This window comes from Gracilibacillus salitolerans (genome assembly GCF_009650095.1).
In the GTDB taxonomy this organism is placed as follows: Bacteria; Bacillota; Bacilli; order Bacillales; family Amphibacillaceae; genus Gracilibacillus; species Gracilibacillus salitolerans.
In genome coordinates this window covers 52,529-72,067 of the sequence record NZ_CP045915.1, presented here as the reverse complement: position 1 = coordinate 72,067, position 19,539 = coordinate 52,529, and the positions used below count along the sequence as shown (strand labels likewise).

16 protein-coding genes, 3 rRNA genes and 1 other RNA gene are annotated in these 19,539 nt (G+C 40.6%); 1 reads left to right on the top strand and 19 read right to left on the bottom strand.

Annotated elements, in window-relative coordinates; translation table 11 throughout:
* From GI584_RS00385 to GI584_RS00360, 6 genes are all read right to left on the bottom strand, one after another.
* Entirely contained in the window at positions 1-441 is a 441-nt protein-coding gene (locus tag GI584_RS00385) for a YaaR family protein (protein ID WP_100358347.1), read from the bottom strand.
* Between the two features lie 19 nt (positions 442-460).
* Positions 461-790, bottom strand: coding sequence for a cyclic di-AMP receptor DarA (locus tag GI584_RS00380; RefSeq protein ID WP_100358348.1), 330 nt, complete (start codon positions 788-790; stop codon positions 461-463).
* 128 nt (positions 791-918) lie between these two features.
* Complete coding sequence (gene tmk, locus GI584_RS00375) at positions 919-1,545, bottom strand: dTMP kinase (RefSeq protein ID WP_100358349.1); 627 nt, start codon at positions 1,543-1,545, stop codon at positions 919-921.
* Positions 1,542-2,978, bottom strand: coding sequence for an aminotransferase class I/II-fold pyridoxal phosphate-dependent enzyme (locus tag GI584_RS00370; protein ID WP_153789894.1), 1,437 nt, complete (start codon positions 2,976-2,978; stop codon positions 1,542-1,544). Before GI584_RS00370 ends, tmk begins: the two co-directional genes overlap by 4 nt.
* A 117-nt stretch (positions 2,979-3,095) precedes the next feature.
* Positions 3,096-3,287, bottom strand: coding sequence for a sigma factor G inhibitor Gin (locus GI584_RS00365; RefSeq protein WP_100358351.1), 192 nt, complete (start codon positions 3,285-3,287; stop codon positions 3,096-3,098).
* A gap of 106 nt (positions 3,288-3,393) precedes the next feature.
* Positions 3,394-4,149: a class I SAM-dependent methyltransferase gene (locus GI584_RS00360; RefSeq protein WP_153789893.1), complete on the bottom strand. Its 756-nt coding sequence runs from the start codon at positions 4,147-4,149 to the stop codon at positions 3,394-3,396.
* Between the two features lie 140 nt (positions 4,150-4,289).
* Between GI584_RS00360 and GI584_RS00355 the strand changes: the two genes are divergently transcribed.
* Positions 4,290-5,207 carry a cysteine peptidase family C39 domain-containing protein gene (locus GI584_RS00355; RefSeq protein ID WP_153789892.1) on the top strand — a complete coding sequence of 306 codons (918 nt, stop codon included), beginning with the start codon at positions 4,290-4,292 and terminating at the stop codon, positions 5,205-5,207.
* A 157-nt stretch (positions 5,208-5,364) separates the two neighbouring features.
* Here the strand turns inward: GI584_RS00355 and rrf are convergent.
* From rrf to tadA, 13 genes are all read right to left on the bottom strand, one after another.
* Positions 5,365-5,481 (bottom strand): 5S ribosomal RNA (gene rrf / locus GI584_RS00350).
* 74 nt (positions 5,482-5,555) lie between these two features.
* Positions 5,556-8,466, bottom strand: a 23S ribosomal RNA gene (locus GI584_RS00345).
* A 174-nt stretch (positions 8,467-8,640) separates the two neighbouring features.
* Positions 8,641-10,205, bottom strand: a 16S ribosomal RNA gene (locus tag GI584_RS00340).
* The 16S, 23S and 5S rRNA genes sit together here, the layout of an rRNA operon.
* A 319-nt stretch (positions 10,206-10,524) precedes the next feature.
* A complete protein-coding gene (locus tag GI584_RS00335; RefSeq protein ID WP_153789891.1) occupies positions 10,525-12,498 on the bottom strand; it encodes a hypothetical protein in 1,974 nt (657 codons plus the stop codon).
* Between the two features lie 15 nt (positions 12,499-12,513).
* Positions 12,514-13,857: an ATP-grasp domain-containing protein gene (locus GI584_RS00330; RefSeq protein ID WP_153789890.1), complete on the bottom strand. Its 1,344-nt coding sequence runs from the start codon at positions 13,855-13,857 to the stop codon at positions 12,514-12,516.
* A gap of 44 nt (positions 13,858-13,901) precedes the next feature.
* A complete protein-coding gene (gene ablB, locus GI584_RS00325; protein ID WP_153789889.1) occupies positions 13,902-14,750 on the bottom strand; it encodes a putative beta-lysine N-acetyltransferase in 849 nt (282 codons plus the stop codon).
* Positions 14,751-14,993: 243 nt separating this feature from the next.
* A complete protein-coding gene (locus tag GI584_RS00320; protein ID WP_153789888.1) occupies positions 14,994-15,254 on the bottom strand; it encodes a pro-sigmaK processing inhibitor BofA family protein in 261 nt (86 codons plus the stop codon).
* A 72-nt stretch (positions 15,255-15,326) separates the two neighbouring features.
* Entirely contained in the window at positions 15,327-15,542 is a 216-nt protein-coding gene (locus GI584_RS00315) for a YaaL family protein (RefSeq protein ID WP_100358358.1), read from the bottom strand.
* Between the two features lie 15 nt (positions 15,543-15,557).
* Entirely contained in the window at positions 15,558-16,154 is a 597-nt protein-coding gene (recR, locus tag GI584_RS00310) for a recombination mediator RecR (protein WP_018933894.1), read from the bottom strand.
* A gap of 10 nt (positions 16,155-16,164) precedes the next feature.
* Complete coding sequence (locus GI584_RS00305; protein WP_100358360.1) at positions 16,165-16,488, bottom strand: YbaB/EbfC family nucleoid-associated protein; 324 nt, start codon at positions 16,486-16,488, stop codon at positions 16,165-16,167.
* Between the two features lie 29 nt (positions 16,489-16,517).
* On the bottom strand, positions 16,518-18,224 hold the full coding sequence (gene dnaX, locus GI584_RS00300; protein ID WP_153789887.1) for a DNA polymerase III subunit gamma/tau: 1,707 nt from the start codon (positions 18,222-18,224) through the stop codon (positions 16,518-16,520).
* 154 nt (positions 18,225-18,378) lie between these two features.
* Positions 18,379-18,644: signal recognition particle sRNA large type (gene ffs, locus GI584_RS00295), an RNA gene on the bottom strand.
* Positions 18,645-18,961: 317 nt separating this feature from the next.
* Complete coding sequence (gene tadA, locus GI584_RS00290; RefSeq protein ID WP_100358362.1) at positions 18,962-19,465, bottom strand: tRNA adenosine(34) deaminase TadA; 504 nt, start codon at positions 19,463-19,465, stop codon at positions 18,962-18,964.
* Between the last annotated feature and the right edge of the window lie 74 nt (positions 19,466-19,539).

The following is a 19,539-nucleotide window of genomic DNA, read 5'->3' as shown; positions in this document are numbered from 1 at the left end:
TTACGTATATAAATTAATGAGGAGCCCTTTGATTTCTCCAATTAAGTCTAAGATTTGAATAGAGTTTTTTTCCTGATCCATAACCGTTTCTGTTAATTCTACTAATTTTTCATCCACTTCTTCTACAATGGTTAATCTACGGTTATCTCCATCTAACATAAAGCTATGAGACTGCTTTAACGCCATTCCATAGTCCACTGCTTCTTTAACAAATCGCTTGACCATTCTTTTATAAGTAGCAAGATCTTTAAAGGAACGAAAACGAGCAATTTTTTGTCCTTGAGCAGTCAATTCACTCATTAACTTTTGTAGTTCGGCTTGTTTTAATTGAGTCGATTGCTGTCTTACCATTGTATCAAACCGCTGTGAAGGTGGCCTTGATTGTTGATCCTTTTTGTTCAATGCATCGAGTTGTGTGCGCATTTCTTGACTAATTTTCATAAATGGTGAAACCTACCTTTTAAAATTGATGAAATGATTCGACAGGTACAACAAACACTGTTGCTCCGCCAACTTCTACATTGACTGGTCGTGGAATATAGGAATCTGCATTCCCGCCCATCGGAGAAACAGGTGAAACCAATTGCTCCCGTTGGCTACAATTATCACGGATTATATTTAGTGCATCATCAACATGTTCATCCTCACAGCCAATCATTAGTGTCGTATTGCCTTCCTTTAGGAACCCGCCAGTAGATGATAATTTCGTCGTTTTAAATTGTTTTTCTCCAAGCGCATCAACCAAACGATTACTATCCTTATCCTGCACAACCGCCATAATTAATTTCACAATTGCTGCCTCCTTTTGTATTTCACCTTATTATAAAGTGAGTCTTACTAGGTACTACCGTCCGCTATCCACCACTTATACTTCTTTGATTCTTTTAATTATTGATATGGGGACTCATGGACGATTGTTCACCGTGACAAATATGCTTTTATCTTTTTATATGATTGTTCTTCTACTTCTATTATACCAAAATTTGCGTCGATTCTCTCGATACGGTCAGGAAATTTTGCAAGTAATTGTTGATATGCTTCATAAACCTGTTGATGGAAAGTTAATGATTCTAAATCTAACCTATTTTGTTCCCTTTCTGCATTTTTATTAATTCGCTTTAATCCTTCTTCAGGTTGTATATCAAAAAACAAGGTGAGATCTGGCATTTGGCCTGCAATCGCAAATTGATTTATTTGAAAAACTTCCTCTACACCAAGGCCTCGAGCTGCACCTTGATAAGCAAGGCTGCTATCTACAAAACGATCACAGAGTACTATTTTACCTTCTCTAAGTGCAGGTTCTACTTTCTCCACTAAATGTTGCCTTCGTGCAGCAGCATATAATAGCGCCTCTGTTCGTGCATCCATCATCGTATTTTTTGTATCTAAAATGATGTCACGAATTCTTTCTGCAATGGGGATACCACCCGGCTCCCTTGTATTGATTACTTGATATCCGTCTTCTGTTAAGCGTTGTGCCAGACGATTGATGATAGTTGTTTTACCAGCACCTTCGCCACCTTCAAATGTAATAAACACGTTCATTCTCCTTCTGTTACATCATAAATATATAAACCATTTCTTCGATTATTTGGTTGAAAACTCATTTTTTGTGCAAATAAATCTTGTATCTTTCTTACTGTTATTTCTCTGATTTCCTCACCTTTTGCAATCAAGGGGATTCCCGGTGGATATGGAATAATTGCCTCTGCAGCAATTTTACCCGCTGCTTCATCCCAACTACACCACTTTTGCTTTTGATGTTGCATATCTGCATATGATAATACTAGTGGCGTAATATCTTCATTAAAGTAATGGTTTTTATCTTCTATTGTAGCACGCTTAGAGGAAAAAATTAATTTATCTTTAATTCTTCTTATTTTTTCTGTTAATATGATAGGATCAATTGTCGGCTCTAATCCCAAAATAAATAATATATGTTTATCTGTTGTTAATTCTGGAAAAAGCTTTTCTTCTTCAAATAGTTGTTTTACATACTGACTATTTACTCTTCCTTTGACTCGCAAACACAATTTTAACGGATCATTGCTCTGTTCTAATATCCAATCATCCGAATCAGTAAAACAAGTACGCATTTGTTCTATATAAGTAAATAGATCCTCACTTTGTTCTCGCGTGTAAGAAGCTAAATAATATCGAGCTAAGTCTAAACTTGCCATGATTGGATACGATGGACTGCTTGACTGTAACATTTGCAAATAATAGCTTAGTTTCTGGCTATCTATTCGACTGGTTTGTACGTGAAGGTAAGCTGCCATTGTTAAAGCAGGGGTCATCTTATGTGCGGATTGGACAACAATATCTGCCCCCAGTTCTACAGCAGATGCTACGGATAGATAAGGTAATGAAAAATGACAGCCATGCGCTTCATCGACCAGAACAGTTATGTTACGCGAATGAGCCATATTGATGATCTCGTTTAATGGAAAGGTGTTTCCGAAATAATCCGGATAAGTAAGGATAACTGCTTTCGCTGTTGGATATGTATCTATAGCCTTTTTTATCGTTACTACAGTAGGTCCTGTATATCTCTGCTTAGTTTTGTCATATGCAGGAGGTAAGAATATTGGTTGAACTCCTGCTAACTCCATCCCATGTAAAATTGATTTATGGCAATTCCGTTGCACGAGTACTTGGTCACCTGGATCACATGTTGCTAATATCATTGCTAAATTTCCTACAGTACTGCCATTCACTAGAAAATAGGTATAATTGGATTGAAACCAGGCAGCAGCTAATTCTTGTGCTTCTTGAATGACACCTTCTGGAGCATGTAAATCATCTAGTCCATTCAATTCTGTTAGATCCATCTGCAAAAAAGGTTGAAAATACCCCTTTGCCTCTGAAACAAATATTTCCCCATTTTTATGACCAGGAACGTGCAGTGATATAGGTTTGTTATCTTTAAAATCTTTTACCTTTTGATAGAGTGGTATTTTCCTTTGCTTATTATCCATTCTATGGCCTCTCTTTAATAAATAATGACTTCATTGCTGATTTGAATTTCCAAATTTTCAGCACTAATTCTCTTACAACAAACAAAAAAATAAATGGAATCACTAATAGTGACTCCATTATATAGTATAAAAGGATTGATTGATAGCACGTAATCTCTCTACATAAAATTGATAATTTTCATCCTTTGGACTGGTGGAAATAATTTTGCTCTCACAGTCTTCACAAATATAAAGTTGATATAAAAAAATACCTTCATCCTTTGTTTGGTCACATATACCACAAATATGTGCATGAACATTTTTCCCCATATGCCACACCTCCATTAGTTAGTATGGCCAATCTAGTAGATTATATACAAAGAATACTAGATTTTTTCACTTCGACAATTTTATCGTTTTTTCACGTGAAACATTTCTATTTCTTATATCCAATCACTTGAATTCGACAGTAATCTGCAAGCCATTGTTGATCTCTGTACAACGCTGGTTTTAATACCTGTCCAACATGCTTTACTAATTGTTCCTTTTCAGTATCATTCAATTGGGCTAACATACCTGCAGTAAACATAAGGATCCAATTTTTCAATCCGTCTTCCCCATCTAACGGAGTTGGCCTAGTAAAATATCTTGCATAACTAACTGTAAATCCAACTTCCTCCATCAGTGAAGTGTATTCTCCCATACTGGGGAAATACCATGGTTCCTCTAATGGTTCATTTGTTGGAAACAATTTACGATAGGAATCTTGCATCCCCTGTCTTATATTTAGCACATTATCTTTACCACCAAACTCGGCTACTAACCTTCCACCAGAATGCAAGCTTTCATATAACCTTTCTAATGCCTGCTTTGGTTTTGTCACCCAGTGCAATGTAGCGTTAGAAAAAACAGCATCAAATTCATTGTGAAATTCCATATTATATACATCCATTGTTTGAAAATGAAGGTTTGGATACTTATTTTGAGCTTCTTGTATCATATTAGCTGAACGATCTACTCCTGTAATATTAGCACCCATTTTGTCCATTTCATTTGCAAGATCACCAGTGCCACACCCTACATCAAGTATCCGTTCCCCTTCCTTTGGAGAAAGTAAATTCATCACACCTTCACCTAAGTCTGATACAAACCTATGCCTTTCATCATACAAAGCTGAAGACCAAAAATCCATAAAACCCCTCCATACCTTTTCACCTATTATATACTAATTTTTAGGAAAAACCATATACCTTTTGAATAACTATTTTCCGCTTGTAACGAGAACATTTGTTCTGTATAATTAAATAAAATATTAATTTAGGAGGGAATATAATGACTTATTATTGGGGGAACGGTGCTTATTGTTATTCTAATTCGGTTTCCATGTTATTATCTACAATTGGAGAAAACATTACACCCTCTATTGTCGAAGTTACAACAGGATTTTCGTTAGGTGCTTCATTAGAAAGAAATAGAATGCTATTTTTTGATAACGGATTAAGTAGTCCAGATAAAGGAATAAACCTTGCTTTTCATAATTTAGGCTTTAGTGTGGTTGAAAAAGTGCAATTCAGTGATAAAGGTATGCCAATAGAAGAGTTGAAAAATGAACTTAAAACATCACCAGTTATGTTAGGACCTGTTGATATGGGTTATTTAAACTATCTACCAAATCATCAGTTTTTAGGAGGATGTGATCATTATGTTATTGCATTGGAGATAAGTAACGATGATATTTTATTACACGACCCAGCAGGATACCCTTTTGTGTGGCTATCATTAGGTAACCTAGAAAAAGCATGGAAAGCTGAAAGTATAACTTGGAGTAAAGGGGCATATCGATATTGGAAATCACCAAAAAGAATAGAAAAAACCTCAGAGGAAGATGTATATAACAAATCCATCCAGTTATATAAAGAAGCGTATAAAGAACAGCGAAACCAAACTAATTTTGGCAGTCATGCAATTAAATTCAAAGCAGAGCAAATCAGAAAATCTAACATTACTGATGAAGAGAAAGGACATTTAAAACATTTTGCTTTCCCCTTAGGTTCAAGAAGAGCCATTGACTTTTCATACTTCTTTAAAGGGCAAAATGATTTTTTGTCATCTCTAAAGGAAAAACAAGCAAAGTTGTTCGGGAAGTGTTATTCAGATGCTTCATCTGATAATTGGATTGGGGTGTCTAACACATTAGAAGTACTTGCTGTAACTGAATCAGAATTTGAAGAAACTATTTTATCTATTTAATCCTTTGACTTCTTTTAGGTTTTAAATACATACATATTCTTCATGCCTTCACCTAACTTGTTTTCTGTTAGATGCTAAGCGTCTTGACACTTACTTGAATTCCTTTTACCAACAAAAAAACTTCTTAGTTTTATGACTAAGAAGTTTTATCAATTTTGCCTGGCAACGTCCTACTCTTGCAGGGGCGCGAGCCCCAACTACCATGGGCGCTGGAGAGCTTAACTACTGTGTTCGGCATGGGAACAGGTGTGACCTCTCCGCTATCGCTACCAGACTCTGTATGATGATGTATAAGGGATATACCCTAAAAACTAGATAAGAGTGATGGAACAAGATCAAACAAAATGTATAGTTAAGTCCTCGATCGATTAGTATTCGTCAGCTGCACATGTCACCATGCTTCCACCTCGAACCTATCTACCTCATCGTCTCTGAGGGATCTTACTCTATCGAATAGATGGGAAGTCTCATCTTGAGGGGGGCTTCATGCTTAGATGCTTTCAGCACTTATCCCTTCCACACGTAGCTACCCAGCGATGCTCCTGGCGGAACAACTGGTGCACCAGCGGTGTGTCCATCCCGGTCCTCTCGTACTAAGGACAGCTCCTCTCAAACTTCCAACGCCCACGACGGATAGGGACCGAACTGTCTCACGACGTTCTGAACCCAGCTCGCGTACCGCTTTAATGGGCGAACAGCCCAACCCTTGGGACCGACTACAGCCCCAGGATGCGATGAGCCGACATCGAGGTGCCAAACCTCCCCGTCGATGTGGACTCTTGGGGGAGATAAGCCTGTTATCCCCGGGGTAGCTTTTATCCGTTGAGCGACGGCCCTTCCATTCGGTACCGCCGGATCACTAAGCCCGACTTTCGTCCCTGCTCGACTTGTAGGTCTCGCAGTCAAGCTCCCTTCTGCCTTTACACTCTACGAATGATTTCCAACCATTCTGAGGGAACCTTTGGGCGCCTCCGTTACATTTTAGGAGGCGACCGCCCCAGTCAAACTGCCCACCTGACACTGTCTCCGAACCGGATCACGGTTCTGGGTTAGAAGGTCAATACAGCCAGGGTGGTATCCCACCGGCGCCTCCACGTAAGCTAGCGCTCACGTTTCTCAGGCTCCCACCTATCCTGTACAAGCTGTACCAACATTCAATATCAGGCTACAGTAAAGCTCCACGGGGTCTTTCCGTCCTGTCGCGGGTAATGCGCATCTTCACGCATAGTATAATTTCACCGGGTCTCTCGTTGAGACAGTGCCCAAGTCGTTGCACCTTTCGTGCGGGTCGGAACTTACCCGACAAGGAATTTCGCTACCTTAGGACCGTTATAGTTACGGCCGCCGTTTACTGGGGCTTCGGTTCAACGCTTCGCTAATGCTAACGCATCCCCTTAACCTTCCAGCACCGGGCAGGTGTCAGCCCCTATACTTCGCCTTTCGGCTTCGCAGAGACCTGTGTTTTTGCTAAACAGTCGCTTGGGCCTTTTCACTGCGGCTCCTCCTTAAAGGAGCACCCCTTCTCCCGAAGTTACGGGGTCATTTTGCCGAGTTCCTTAACGAGAGTTCTCCCGATCACCTTAGGATTCTCTCCTCGCCTACCTGTGTCGGTTTGCGGTACGGGCACCCTTTTCCTTGCTAGAGGCTTTTCTTGGCAGCGTGAAATCCGGAACTTCGGTACTCTATTTCCCTCCCGATCACAGCTCAAGCTTGCCAGACGGATTTGCCTATCTGACGCTCTTACTGCTTCGACGCACACATCCAATGGTGCGCATTCCTTATCCTTCTGCGTCCCCCCATCACTCAAACGGAATTGGGTGGTACAGGAATATCAACCTGTTGTCCATCGCCTACGCCTTTCGGCCTCGGCTTAGGCCCCGACTAACCCTGAGCGGACGAGCCTTCCTCAGGAAACCTTAGGCATTCGGTGAAGAAGATTCTCACTTCTTTTCGCTACTCATACCGGCATTCTCACTTCTAAGCGCTCCACCAGTCCTCACGGTCTGACTTCACTGCACTTAGAACGCTCTCCTACCATTGTTCGAAGAACAATCCGTAGCTTCGGTGATACGTTTAGCCCCGGTATATTTTCGGCGCAGCGTCACTCGACCAGTGAGCTATTACGCACTCTTTAAATGATGGCTGCTTCTAAGCCAACATCCTGGTTGTCTAAGCAACGCCACATCCTTTTCCACTTAACGTATACTTGGGGACCTTAGCTGACGGTCTGGGCTGTTTCCTTTCGACTATGAACCTTATCACCCATAGTCTGACTCCCAAGGTAATATGATTGGCATTCGGAGTTTGACTGAATTCGGTAACCCGGTGAGGGCCCCTAGTCCAATCAGTGCTCTACCTCCAACATACATCCCTTGAGGCTAGCCCTAAAGCTATTTCGGAGAGAACCAGCTATCTCCGTGTTCGATTGGCATTTCACCCCTACCCACACCTCATCCCCGCATTTTTCAACATACGTGGGTTCGGGCCTCCAGTCAGTGTTACCTGACCTTCACCCTGGACATGGGTAGATCACACGGTTTCGGGTCTACGACCACCTACTATATCGCCCTATTCAGACTCGCTTTCGCTGCGGCTCCGTGTCTTCCACTTAACCTTGCAGGGGATCGTAACTCGCCGGTCCATTCTACAAAAGGTACGCCGTCACCCATGAAAGGGCTTCGACTACTTGTAGGCACACGGTTTCAGGATCTCTTTCACTCCCCTTCCGGGGTGCTTTTCACCTTTCCCTCACGGTACTGGTTCACTATCGGTCACTAGGTAGTATTTAGCCTTGGGAGATGGTCCTCCCGGATTCCGACGGAATTTCACGTGTTCCGCCGTACTCAGGATCCACTCCGGAGGAAACACACTTTCGACTACAGGGCTCTTACCTTCTGTCGCGGGTCGTTCCAGACCGCTTCGTCTAATGTGTTTCTTGATAACTCCAATGGAGTGTCCTACAACCCCAAAAAGCAAGCTTTTTGGTTTGGGCTAATTCCGTTTCGCTCGCCGCTACTCGGGAAATCGCGTTTGCTTTCTCTTCCTCCGGGTACTGAGATGTTTCAGTTCCCCGGGTCTGCCTCGTACATCCTATGAATTCAGATGTACGTTCTACTCCATGACGAGTAGAGGGTTTCCCCATTCGGAAATTCTCGGATCAATGCCTACGTACGGCTCCCCGAGACATATCGGTGTTTGTCCCGTCCTTCTTCGGCTCCTAGTGCCAAGGCATCCACCGTGCGCCCTTCTTCACTTAACTATACTTACTATGCTTAACGCATGAAAAAGTCGTTGGTTTTTGTTTGATGTCTTGTCATACTCTTATCTAGTTTTCAAGGTACATAATAGAGAGAGAATTGATCTCTCAAAACTGAACCAAACAACGCAGTATGTTTTTTTGCACCTTGCAAAAAGGTGTTCCTTTAATCCTTAGAAAGGAGGTGATCCAGCCGCACCTTCCGATACGGCTACCTTGTTACGACTTCACCCCAATCATTGGCCCCACCTTCGGCGGCTGGCTCCAAAGGTTACCCCACCGACTTCGGGTGTTGCCAACTCTCGTGGTGTGACGGGCGGTGTGTACAAGGCCCGGGAACGTATTCACCGTGGCATGCTGATCCACGATTACTAGCGATTCCGGCTTCATACAGGCGAGTTGCAGCCTGCAATCCGAACTGAGAATGGATTTATGGGATTTGCTAATGCGTTGCCGCTTCGCTGCCCTTTGTTCCATCCATTGTAGCACGTGTGTAGCCCAGGTCATAAGGGGCATGATGATTTGACGTCATCCCCACCTTCCTCCGGTTTGTCACCGGCAGTCACCTTAGAGTGCCCAACTTAATGCTGGCAACTAAGATCAAGGGTTGCGCTCGTTGCGGGACTTAACCCAACATCTCACGACACGAGCTGACGACAACCATGCACCACCTGTCATTCGGTCCCCGAAGGGAACTCCCTATCTCTAGGGACATCCGAAGATGTCAAGACCTGGTAAGGTTCTTCGCGTTGCTTCGAATTAAACCACATGCTCCACCGCTTGTGCGGGCCCCCGTCAATTCTTTTGAGTTTCAGCCTTGCGGCCGTACTCCCCAGGCGGAGTGCTTATTGCGTTAACTGCAGCACTAAGGGGCGGAAACCCCCTAACACCTAGCACTCATCGTTTACGGCGTGGACTACCAGGGTATCTAATCCTGTTCGCTCCCCACGCTTTCGCACCTCAGCGTCAGTTACAGACCAGAGAGCCGCCTTCGCCACTGGTGTTCCTCCACATATCTACGCATTTCACCGCTACACGTGGAATTCCGCTCTCCTCTTCTGCACTCAAGTTCCCCAGTTTCCAATGACCGCTTGCGGTTGAGCCGCAAGATTTCACATCAGACTTAAGAAACCGCCTACGCGCGCTTTACGCCCAATAATTCCGGACAACGCTTGCCCCCTACGTATTACCGCGGCTGCTGGCACGTAGTTAGCCGGGGCTTCCTCGATAGGTACCGTCAAGGTACCGCCCTATTTGAACGGTACTTGTTCTTCCCTAACAACAGAACTTTACGATCCGAAAACCTTCTTCGTTCACGCGGCGTTGCTCCGTCAGACTTTCGTCCATTGCGGAAGATTCCCTACTGCTGCCTCCCGTAGGAGTCTGGGCCGTGTCTCAGTCCCAGTGTGGCCGATCACCCTCTCAGGTCGGCTACGCATCGTTGCCTTGGTGAGCTCTTACCTCACCAACTAGCTAATGCGCCGCGGGCCCATCTGTAAGTGATAGCCAAAGGCCATCTTTCAACTTTCCTTCATGCGAAGAAAAGTATTATCCGGTATTAGCCCCGGTTTCCCGGAGTTATCCCAGTCTTACAGGCAGGTTGCCCACGTGTTACTCACCCGTCCGCCGCTCGTTCCACTTGCTTCACCCCGAAGGGATCAGACAAGCTTCCCGCGCTCGACTTGCATGTATTAGGCACGCCGCCAGCGTTCGTCCTGAGCCAAGATCAAACTCTCAATAAAGTTGACTTGCGCTCGCTTCTATAAGCTAGCTTGTTTCATGTTTAAAATCATACTGGTTGTTTTGTTCAGTTTTCAAAGATCAATAGTGATTGTCTTTTTTTGCGACAACTTTTATATCATACCATCTCATTCGTTTTATGTCAACAACTTTTTTGCTTTAATTTCTTGGTTGTTGTTGTTGAAAGATGATGTTTTTTGTTGCGTCGTTTTCAGCGACAATTAATAATATAACACGCTAAAGACTCTCTTTGCAAGAGGTAATTTAAAAGAAATATATTCCAAGGAGATAAGTTGATAAAGTCTCCTTGGAATAATGGAATTAAAGCTGCACCCAAGTATATTTCTGTCCCCAGCTTTCTCTTGCTAATTGCTCTACCTTTTCTACATTTTGATTGTCTACGGCATATGCATCTCCTTGTTCATAAGGATTATAATGAAATGCATATAGCCTAGCTACAAATTCATGAAATGGCAACGAAGATTCACCAGGATACTCTCCATGTCCTTTTACTGTTGGAGTAATTCCTTGTCCCCAAACCTGTGCACTATCATTATTTGGATTATAAAAATAGATACGAAATTTACCATCAGAGTCGCGGGCAACACGTTGTATTGAAACGGCATGTAATCCTAATAGGTTCCCAAATGAATTTGTAATGAAGATCCCTACTGGGTTTGGATAAATTAACTCATATCCATTATTGTAATCTGGATGATGTGTCGCATAAAAAAGACGGACGAATCCAGGATAATCTGCAACTGAACCAGTCATTGGATCAATAGTTGAACTGAATCCCCTTGAGATCCAATCTCCATAAAAGGCTGGGTTGACCCATTTATGAACATCATCCCCTCTAAATTCAGACCTTCTAACTAGCTCACCGTATATGCGATCTAGATGAGGAACTAAAATAAGCGATACAGGATCTAGTTCTTCATGTAAATCTTGCACTAATCCTTCGTGGAGATTTTTAGAATGGATAGTCTGCCCTTCAAATTGCACATCGATATCGCCATCTCTTGCTGCTCGAGGAATTAATTCCAACAGATAACCAGGAGCGTGTAAAGACCACAAGCTAATACCTCGAGCAGTTTGACATGTAGGATTCATCCCCTGCCCAATTCCAAGTGGCTGCCCGAGTACACTAATTACCCCTGCAAGCATAATATCATTAGCAGTAATTCCTTCATTATCATTAATCGAATTCAACAATACTTTTCTGACTTCTGGTTGCAGGTCAAGCTCTATCAATCTTTTCAAACCAGGTATAACGGGTGTCGAGGACAATACTCCTCTCTCCAGCATACACGCAAGCCCATATAGAGACTGTCGCATTGGCAAATGAATAGCTACGGTAATTAAATCACTGACGATGTCGTAATGTTCCTCTAAGTTGGCTTTACCCTTTTTGTTTAATTGCATAGCAGTAGGTAATAGCTTCTGATTGTGTCGGTTTAAGTAACGGACAAGGACAACATGATGCTTGGATACAAGTCCTTTTTCTCGCATACTTTTGGCAAATACTTTCGCTTCCTCTTCTAATTCCTGATCTGACATTTCCTTTAGCTGTTTTCGATATTCACATGGATCCTGATATTTCTTACTTTTCTTCGTTGGACCTGACAATGCATTTACATAACGCTTTATTGCTCTTTTTTCTTTCTCTTCAATTGTTTGTTTTAACAACTTCTTGGCATCCTTAATCATACTGACAATACGGTTAACCATAATCGGACGTTGAGCCACAAGGTCATCAATTTCCTCTAATATCTTACCTGAAATAGATGCTAGCGATAATTTATCTGCTAAAAATTGAAAAAGTTTTTCTGCTCTGTTTTTTTCTTTTTGTTTTCCTTCAATTCTCGCAGCTTCTGTTTCTTCCGGAAATAGTATGTCTACATTCAAAGCCATTACTTCATCTAGAAAATGTTTTGCGGCATCTTTAGTTACCACCTCGTGCTTGTACTTCCCTTTTGCAATAGCCACCATACGAAGTTCACTTAAGATTTCTACAATCGATGTCATACCACTATCCATTAAAGAACCCGTAACCAGTCGTGGTTCCAGATGCGACGGTTCTGCCCATGGTCCTCCTTCGAAAACCCCAGCCTTATCGAACCGGTCCGCATGTTGATAAAGAATTTCCATTCCATCCTCTTCATCCATTAATCGTGCAGCAGCCTGTAAAACATCCGACTGATACATTTTTTTCGCATATGGAACTGCGTCTTCCATAACTTGCAACGCTTGCTTAAAAGATTCCGTTTGATTTGTCTCTACTTCTGTACTCATTCATAACACACTCCTTTACATAAAAAAATCATGTTCGACATAATCGGTTAATGGTTGTTTTACTTGTTGATGATCTTCATGGTGAAAAAATACAGTTCCTAAATGATTACCATATCCCTCTTGATCTTGCACTTTAACTTGCATAGGCTTAAATAATGTGTGCTTATCAAAACCTGGATGCTCTTCCAACTCATCAGGAATATTCACACCTTGTACCGTATTTTTCTTGGGATAAACTAAGAAACTGCCGGCATGTCCATTTGTTTGATCCTCCTTTGGAAAGAAATCTTTCACTTCTTCCTCTGTAGTGTTCGGATCGCAACAAAGAATATGGCCTTCATATGGATTAAAATCATATGTTTTCTGCATTAGATCAAAAATATGGCCTCCAGGAATCCGGTATGCTACTTCACCAAAATATACTTGTTCATCATCAGTAATAAAAAATTCAGGATGAATAATGCCGTACGATATATCAAATGCATCGACTAACTTTTGTACTTCTTCACGAATGGCTGGACGATACTTTTCTATTTCTGGTGAAGGAGGCACCATCATCGAGTAGCCAAACACAATATACTCGGTAATGTTTAAAAACAATAATTTCCCCTGATGGATAAAGGCTTCACAGGATACTTCGATTCCTTTTAAATGACTTTCCACCAAGCTAGGAAAATTATCATCCGTAAGTTTCGTATCGATATCTTCTTCTGATCGAATCATTCGATGACCAGCAGCTCCCGCTTTATTCAGAGCCTTCACATGTATTGGATCATGATCTTCTTCATGATGACGTAATAATGAAGCATTGATTCGTCGGAAAAACTGACGAACTTGTTCTTTGTCATTTGCTTCTTCAAACACCCCAACCTTAAGTCCACCAATATGAGCTCTACGTTTCATCATTGCTTTATCGCGAAACAGAACAGAATGATGAAAAACTTTAGGATCTTGTCTAAAATATGCGTTTAACGCACCGGCCCATTCCACTGTTTCTTCAAATAACGGAATGGCATGATCGACGTCCAGTTCCTGTAATTCTTTAAAAAGATCTTCAGCTTTCTGATATACTTGCTCGTAATCGATATCCTTATCAAATTGCCAAGCATAAAAAGGAATCTCATGCTTTTCTGCGTAATCCTTAAACTCCGGCAAACTTACGACGATATATGGTCGCTGGATACGATCCATTGCCTCCATTGTAGGTATACTCCAACCGATAAGAGCTATCTTCTTTCCTTTTGCAGGTTTAGCATGTTTGAGTTTTATTGGCCCTGTTTGTTTTTGCTGAATCAATTTACGATCCTGTTGATCATTTACTTTGAATGAAGTATCTTGAATTGGTAGTTCAAATGTCATGTTTAATCCTTTCCTTTCTGCTCTTCTATGATGAGTATTTGATATTAAAGTATTTTGTACCAGATATTCATATTTTCCATGCTTCCGGCAATGTTACTATTTCGAATCATTTTTCCGCCATATTGAAATCCATGTTTTACATTCACTAAATTCATTCCAACTGATACGGAACGTGAATACGAAAATAACACATTGATTCCCATCTGTTTAACTCTTGGTATCAAACGAGACACTTGATAGGATAACAATTGTTTGCCGCGATGATTCGGATAAGTGGCACAATCAGATAGTTCAGCTGATTGATATTCTGGCAATACATCTGCTGAACAGGCACTAACGACAGAGCCCTCTTTCTCAATAATGGAGAAATAGACCTGATTTTGCATTATTTCCTTAATAAATTCTGGATCATTCATAGGGGTGGGGTAAGATTTAAATACGGTTTTATACAATAATGCCATTTGAGAAGCATCTTTTTTCTCTGCCCATCTCATCGAATATCCTTCTGATAAATCAAACGTTAAACCCTCTTTCATTCGTTCTTTGATATTTTGCATCACTTGTTTTTCTGCTTCTGAATCCTCTGATTGTTTGCGATCAGAATTTAGAAAGATAGCATAAATGAGAGCTGTTTCACCGTTAAAAAAACCTTGAATCATGCCTTCATAATCAGCATCATAAGACTTCATCATCTCTTGTTTGTTAGGTAATACATAAAAAATTAATTTATCACAATTAGTTTCCTTTGCGAGTCTTTGCAAACGATCCATAAAAGCATTCATATATGTTGTTTGGGGTAGTTGATATACCTTTATTCGCCTGCTAGTCGGTTCTACAGTTATATGTTGACCAAAAAAGGTCAGATCATATGCTGATTTTTGTAGCATTTTCATAAACCTTATTACCTCCCTTTATTATTATGACTACTCCTAAAACCTAAAACTTAGTGTATTAACTTTAACCATAGATATACGTAATAAAATTTATTATTTTTTATGTATAAAACACGTTTTTTCCTATTCTGTTTTATCCCATTCGAAATAGGTAAAAACCGCGAACTAGTTATCTTGATTTTCTTTTTGGACAAAAAAAATGACCCTTCCTTTATAGAAGAGTCATTTCTAAAAATGAAATTATTAAATTACAAAAACACTGATTGCAGTCAAACAAGCGATACCTGGAATGCCTAACATCCCTACGATAATCGCTGTAAATACATTGATGGGTATATGCAACCCAAAAGATGCACCAAACAAGTTAAAGAAAAACAGAAATAAAACACCCACTGTAACTTTCATCACAACTTGCCCACTGCCTTTAACGAAATTCACTGGTATTCCTTTCGTGAGCAAAATAACGATTAATACTACTATTCCTGCTACAATCCACCAATTCATATACTTGTCCCCTTTAACATATAAAATATTACTCTATTTATATGAAAAGAAAACAAGAAATAGAAGGAAAAACTATTTAATAGCAGATAATTTTCGCTCTTTAGCTTCTCTTAGCAAATAAAAATACTTTGCTTTTGCAATTGCTAGATCAAATTGGCCAAATTCACTCGGCTCAATGCTTCGATTCAAAATATCCTCTAAATAGTTCCATTCCTTCTTTAATTGAAATATTTTATCTAACAATTCTTGATCTAGTTCTGCTTTTTTTACTTTTTTGGAACGAAACATATTCTTCACCTACTATTACACTTCTCTTCTGCCTTCTAATGCTTTGGAGAGCGTTACCTCATCGGCATACTCTAAATCTCCTCCCATTGGCAGACCATGAGCAATTCGTGTAGTTTTTATTCCTGAAGGCTTCACCAATCTTGAGATATACATCGCAGTTGCTTCCCCTTCAATATTGGGATTTGTTGCTAAAATTAATTCTTTTATTCCTTCATCTTTTAAACGGTTAATCAATGATGGTACATTAATATCTTCCGGACCAATCCCGTCCATCGGAGATATTGCACCATGTAAGACATGATACTTACCATTGAATTCTTTCATTTTTTCCATTGCAATAACGTCTTTTGGATCTTGCACAACACATATTAAGGATTGATCACGCATATCATCCTGGCAGATGGCACATGGGTCCTGATCAGTAATATGTCCGCATGTACTGCAATGTGTCAGTTCACGTTTTGCGTTGGCCAGTGCTTTCGCAAAGTCCAACACATCATCTTCTTTCATATTTAAAACAAAAAAAGCCAGGCGAACGGCAGTTTTGGGACCGATTCCTGGCAGTTTGGTAAAGCTATCAATCAGCTTTGATATCGGTTCGGGATAATACATGAGAACCCTCCTAGAACATGCCTCCAGGTAAATTTAAGCCTTTAGTAAATTTGCCCATCGTATCATTCGTTTTATCTTCTACTTCTTTAAGTACTTCGTTTGTAGCTGCTAAAATAAGGTCTTGTAACATTTCGATATCATCTGGATCTACTACTTCTTCATTGATTTCAATATCCGTAATTTCCTTCTTACCATTCGCCACTACTTTTACCATTCCACCACCAGCAGTAGCTTCAAACGTCATTTCCTGTAACTCATCTTGAGCTTTCATCATATCCTTTTGCATTTTCTGCATTTGTTTCATCATTTTATTCATGTTTCCTCCACCACGCATGAAAAAACCTCCTAATTAAAATCTATTTTTTAATCATGTATTTCTAATAAATCATCACCGACTAACTCCCTGGCAGCATCTACCACTGGATCTACTTCTTCTTGAGATGAAGAGTTATCCGGTTCATCCTCACCATCCTCTTGTTGTTTCTGTTTACGAACATATTCTTCACGTAAACTAGTCCAATCAGCTTCTGGTATCGGAATAAAAGTTACATTCTGCCCGATAGTCTCGGATAACATTAATTCTATCGTTTGTTTATGCTCTAATGCAAGTGAACAGTGAATTTCATATCGAAATGCAATGATAATGATATCTTCAGATGCCGCACTTGGCTTACTATTTTGAATTGTTGCATGTGCTGGGGCACTTTGTTTCTTTAAAGCATCCATAAAAGTAGGCCACTGTGATTTAACTTTTTGGATCGCGGCTTTAGAAGCGTCATTTAGAACGTGCCTGATCCGGTCATAAGGTACTTTATAGCTGTTGCGATTCGTTGATGCACTTCGTTTTGGTGCAGGCTGTTGTTTCTCTGTTTGTGTATCTTGACTTGGCTGTTTCTCCATGTTCATCAGTTGCTGTTCTAACTTTCGAATTTTATCGTTTAATTGCTCTATAGCAGTTGTTGAAGCAACATCTGCTTTTATATCAGGTTCTTGATTACAAATTTTTAATACCGCCACTTCGATAAAAACCTTCGGACTATTGGTCCACTTGATTTCCTGCTGGCATTGATTCAGTTCTTTGATCGCCAGTTGAATCCATTCTGAATCCAACTTTTCTGCTAATTCTTTAAAGGCATCGTCCACAATAGCCCGCTCCAGCACATTTTCAAGAGATGGAGCCGTCTGATATAGCAATACATCACGTAAATAGTATATAAGATCAAATACAAAACGACCAGGCTCCTTTCCTTCCTGGATCATCCCATCAATCTCCAGTAACGTTGCTTTTACTTCATTTGTATGCATTGTATTGACTACTTTTGCCAGTTTAGCTTGTGAAACGGAGCCAGTTACAGCGAGCACATCTTCAATCGTTACTTGATCTTCACTATAAGAAATAGCTTGATCTAATAAACTTAACGCATCACGCATCCCACCTTCTGCGGATAGCGCAACCGCCTCTAAAGCCTCATCGGTCACAGCGATTTCCTCAGTTCCGATAATCTTCTTCATTCGATCAACCATGGCCGATTGGGCGATTCGTTTAAAATCGAATCGTTGACACCTTGAGATAATCGTTAACGGGATTTTGTGTGGTTCCGTTGTTGCTAATACAAAAATAACATGTTTAGGCGGCTCTTCTAAAGTTTTTAACAATGCATTAAACGCACCAATTGATAACATATGAACTTCATCAATAATATATACTTTATACGTCACCGCACTTGGTGCATATTTTACTTTGTCACGAATATCTCGGATTTGTTCAACACCATTATTAGAAGCTGCATCAATTTCTACCACGTCTGAAATCGAGCCATCCTGAATTCCAATACATGCATCACATTGGTTACATGGCTCTAAGGATGGGCCATTTTGGCAATTAACTGCTTTGGCAAAAATTTTAGCCGCACTTGTTTTTCCCGTACCTCGGGGACCTGAAAAAAGGTAAGCATGGGTAAACTTATCTTGCATGATCGCATTTTGCAAGGTACGTGTAATATGTACTTGTCCTACTACATCTTCGAAATTCTTTGGACGCCAGACACGATATAATGCTTGATATCCCATAACTGATCCCCTTTACTAATCATCGTTATCTTCCTCATTTTATTGTAGCAAATCCAGGCAAGAATGACGAGTAATAATTTAAGTGTTTGTCCCTTTCCTAATATAACAAAAACCTCTTGTATTCATACAAGAGGTTGGATCTTTATATTTAACGCCGTGCACCAAGCTTCGATGACACTACCTAAAGCGTTACTTAAGTTGATAGCTCGACCCAGGCTTCCCTGCGGCACACAGGAGAATTCGCTTAATGCTGCTTCCTTCCGGACCTGACATGGTTCACGAGTTCCTGTTGCGCAGGACCCGAGTGTCAACACTACTCCCTTAAGGCAGACCTTAAAGTAATGGCACCTCAGCAAGGTATTCAGTCCCGCTATAGCGGATTGCGAGTACAGGGCACCGCTACCTCCCCACCTAGCACGGCAAATTTGCTAATATATTCAATTGCGCTCAGGTTAAAAGCGCAAATATTAGTATAACCTTTTTTCATGGAAAATGCAATTGAAATTAGTATCCAATTTTTGCTTTTATTTTTTATTCACACTCATAGTGGGCTCCGCTCAAATACGCCTCTAACTTCTAAATCCAAATTCCATGCTGTACAGTGCCGGCTGATAGAACCTTTAACGGAATCTTTTAACTTATTATTTAATCTAATAGAAAGTTGTAAACGTAGCAAATATCGGCTACAAAAAACATTTTATATCCTTATTGATCAATTTATTGCTTTTTTTCGATAGTCAGGATGGATCCATTGTATTTTTGCTGTCATTTAATATCTTCTCTTCTTTCCTTTTCTGACGCAATGCTTTAAAGAAGTCTGATAACAATTGACTGGATTCCTCCTCCATTACACCTGCTACTACCTCTACTTGATGATTAAAGCGATCATCTTCTAATAAATTGAGTAGCGACCCGGCGCAACCAGCTTTGCCATCTTTTGCTCCATATACAACACGAGGGATTCTGGATTGCAAAATCGCACCTGCACACATCGGGCATGGTTCTAGAGTCACATATAATGTGCACGCTTCTAATCTCCAACTTCCCAGTACTTCATTTGCTTTATCGATTGCCAGCATCTCCGCATGTGAATTTGTCGTTTGCAATTTTTCACGTAGATTAAAGGCTGTGGCAATCACTTCCTCTTGATAGACGATTACAGCACCAATCGGTACTTCTCCTAATACTTCTGCTTTCTTCGCTTCCTCAAGTGCCATTAACATATAATCCTGATCCGTCATTATCATCCCACACTTTTTATATTTATTACTATATTGCAGAAAAAGCAACAGAAATTCAAGTAACAGATGCATGA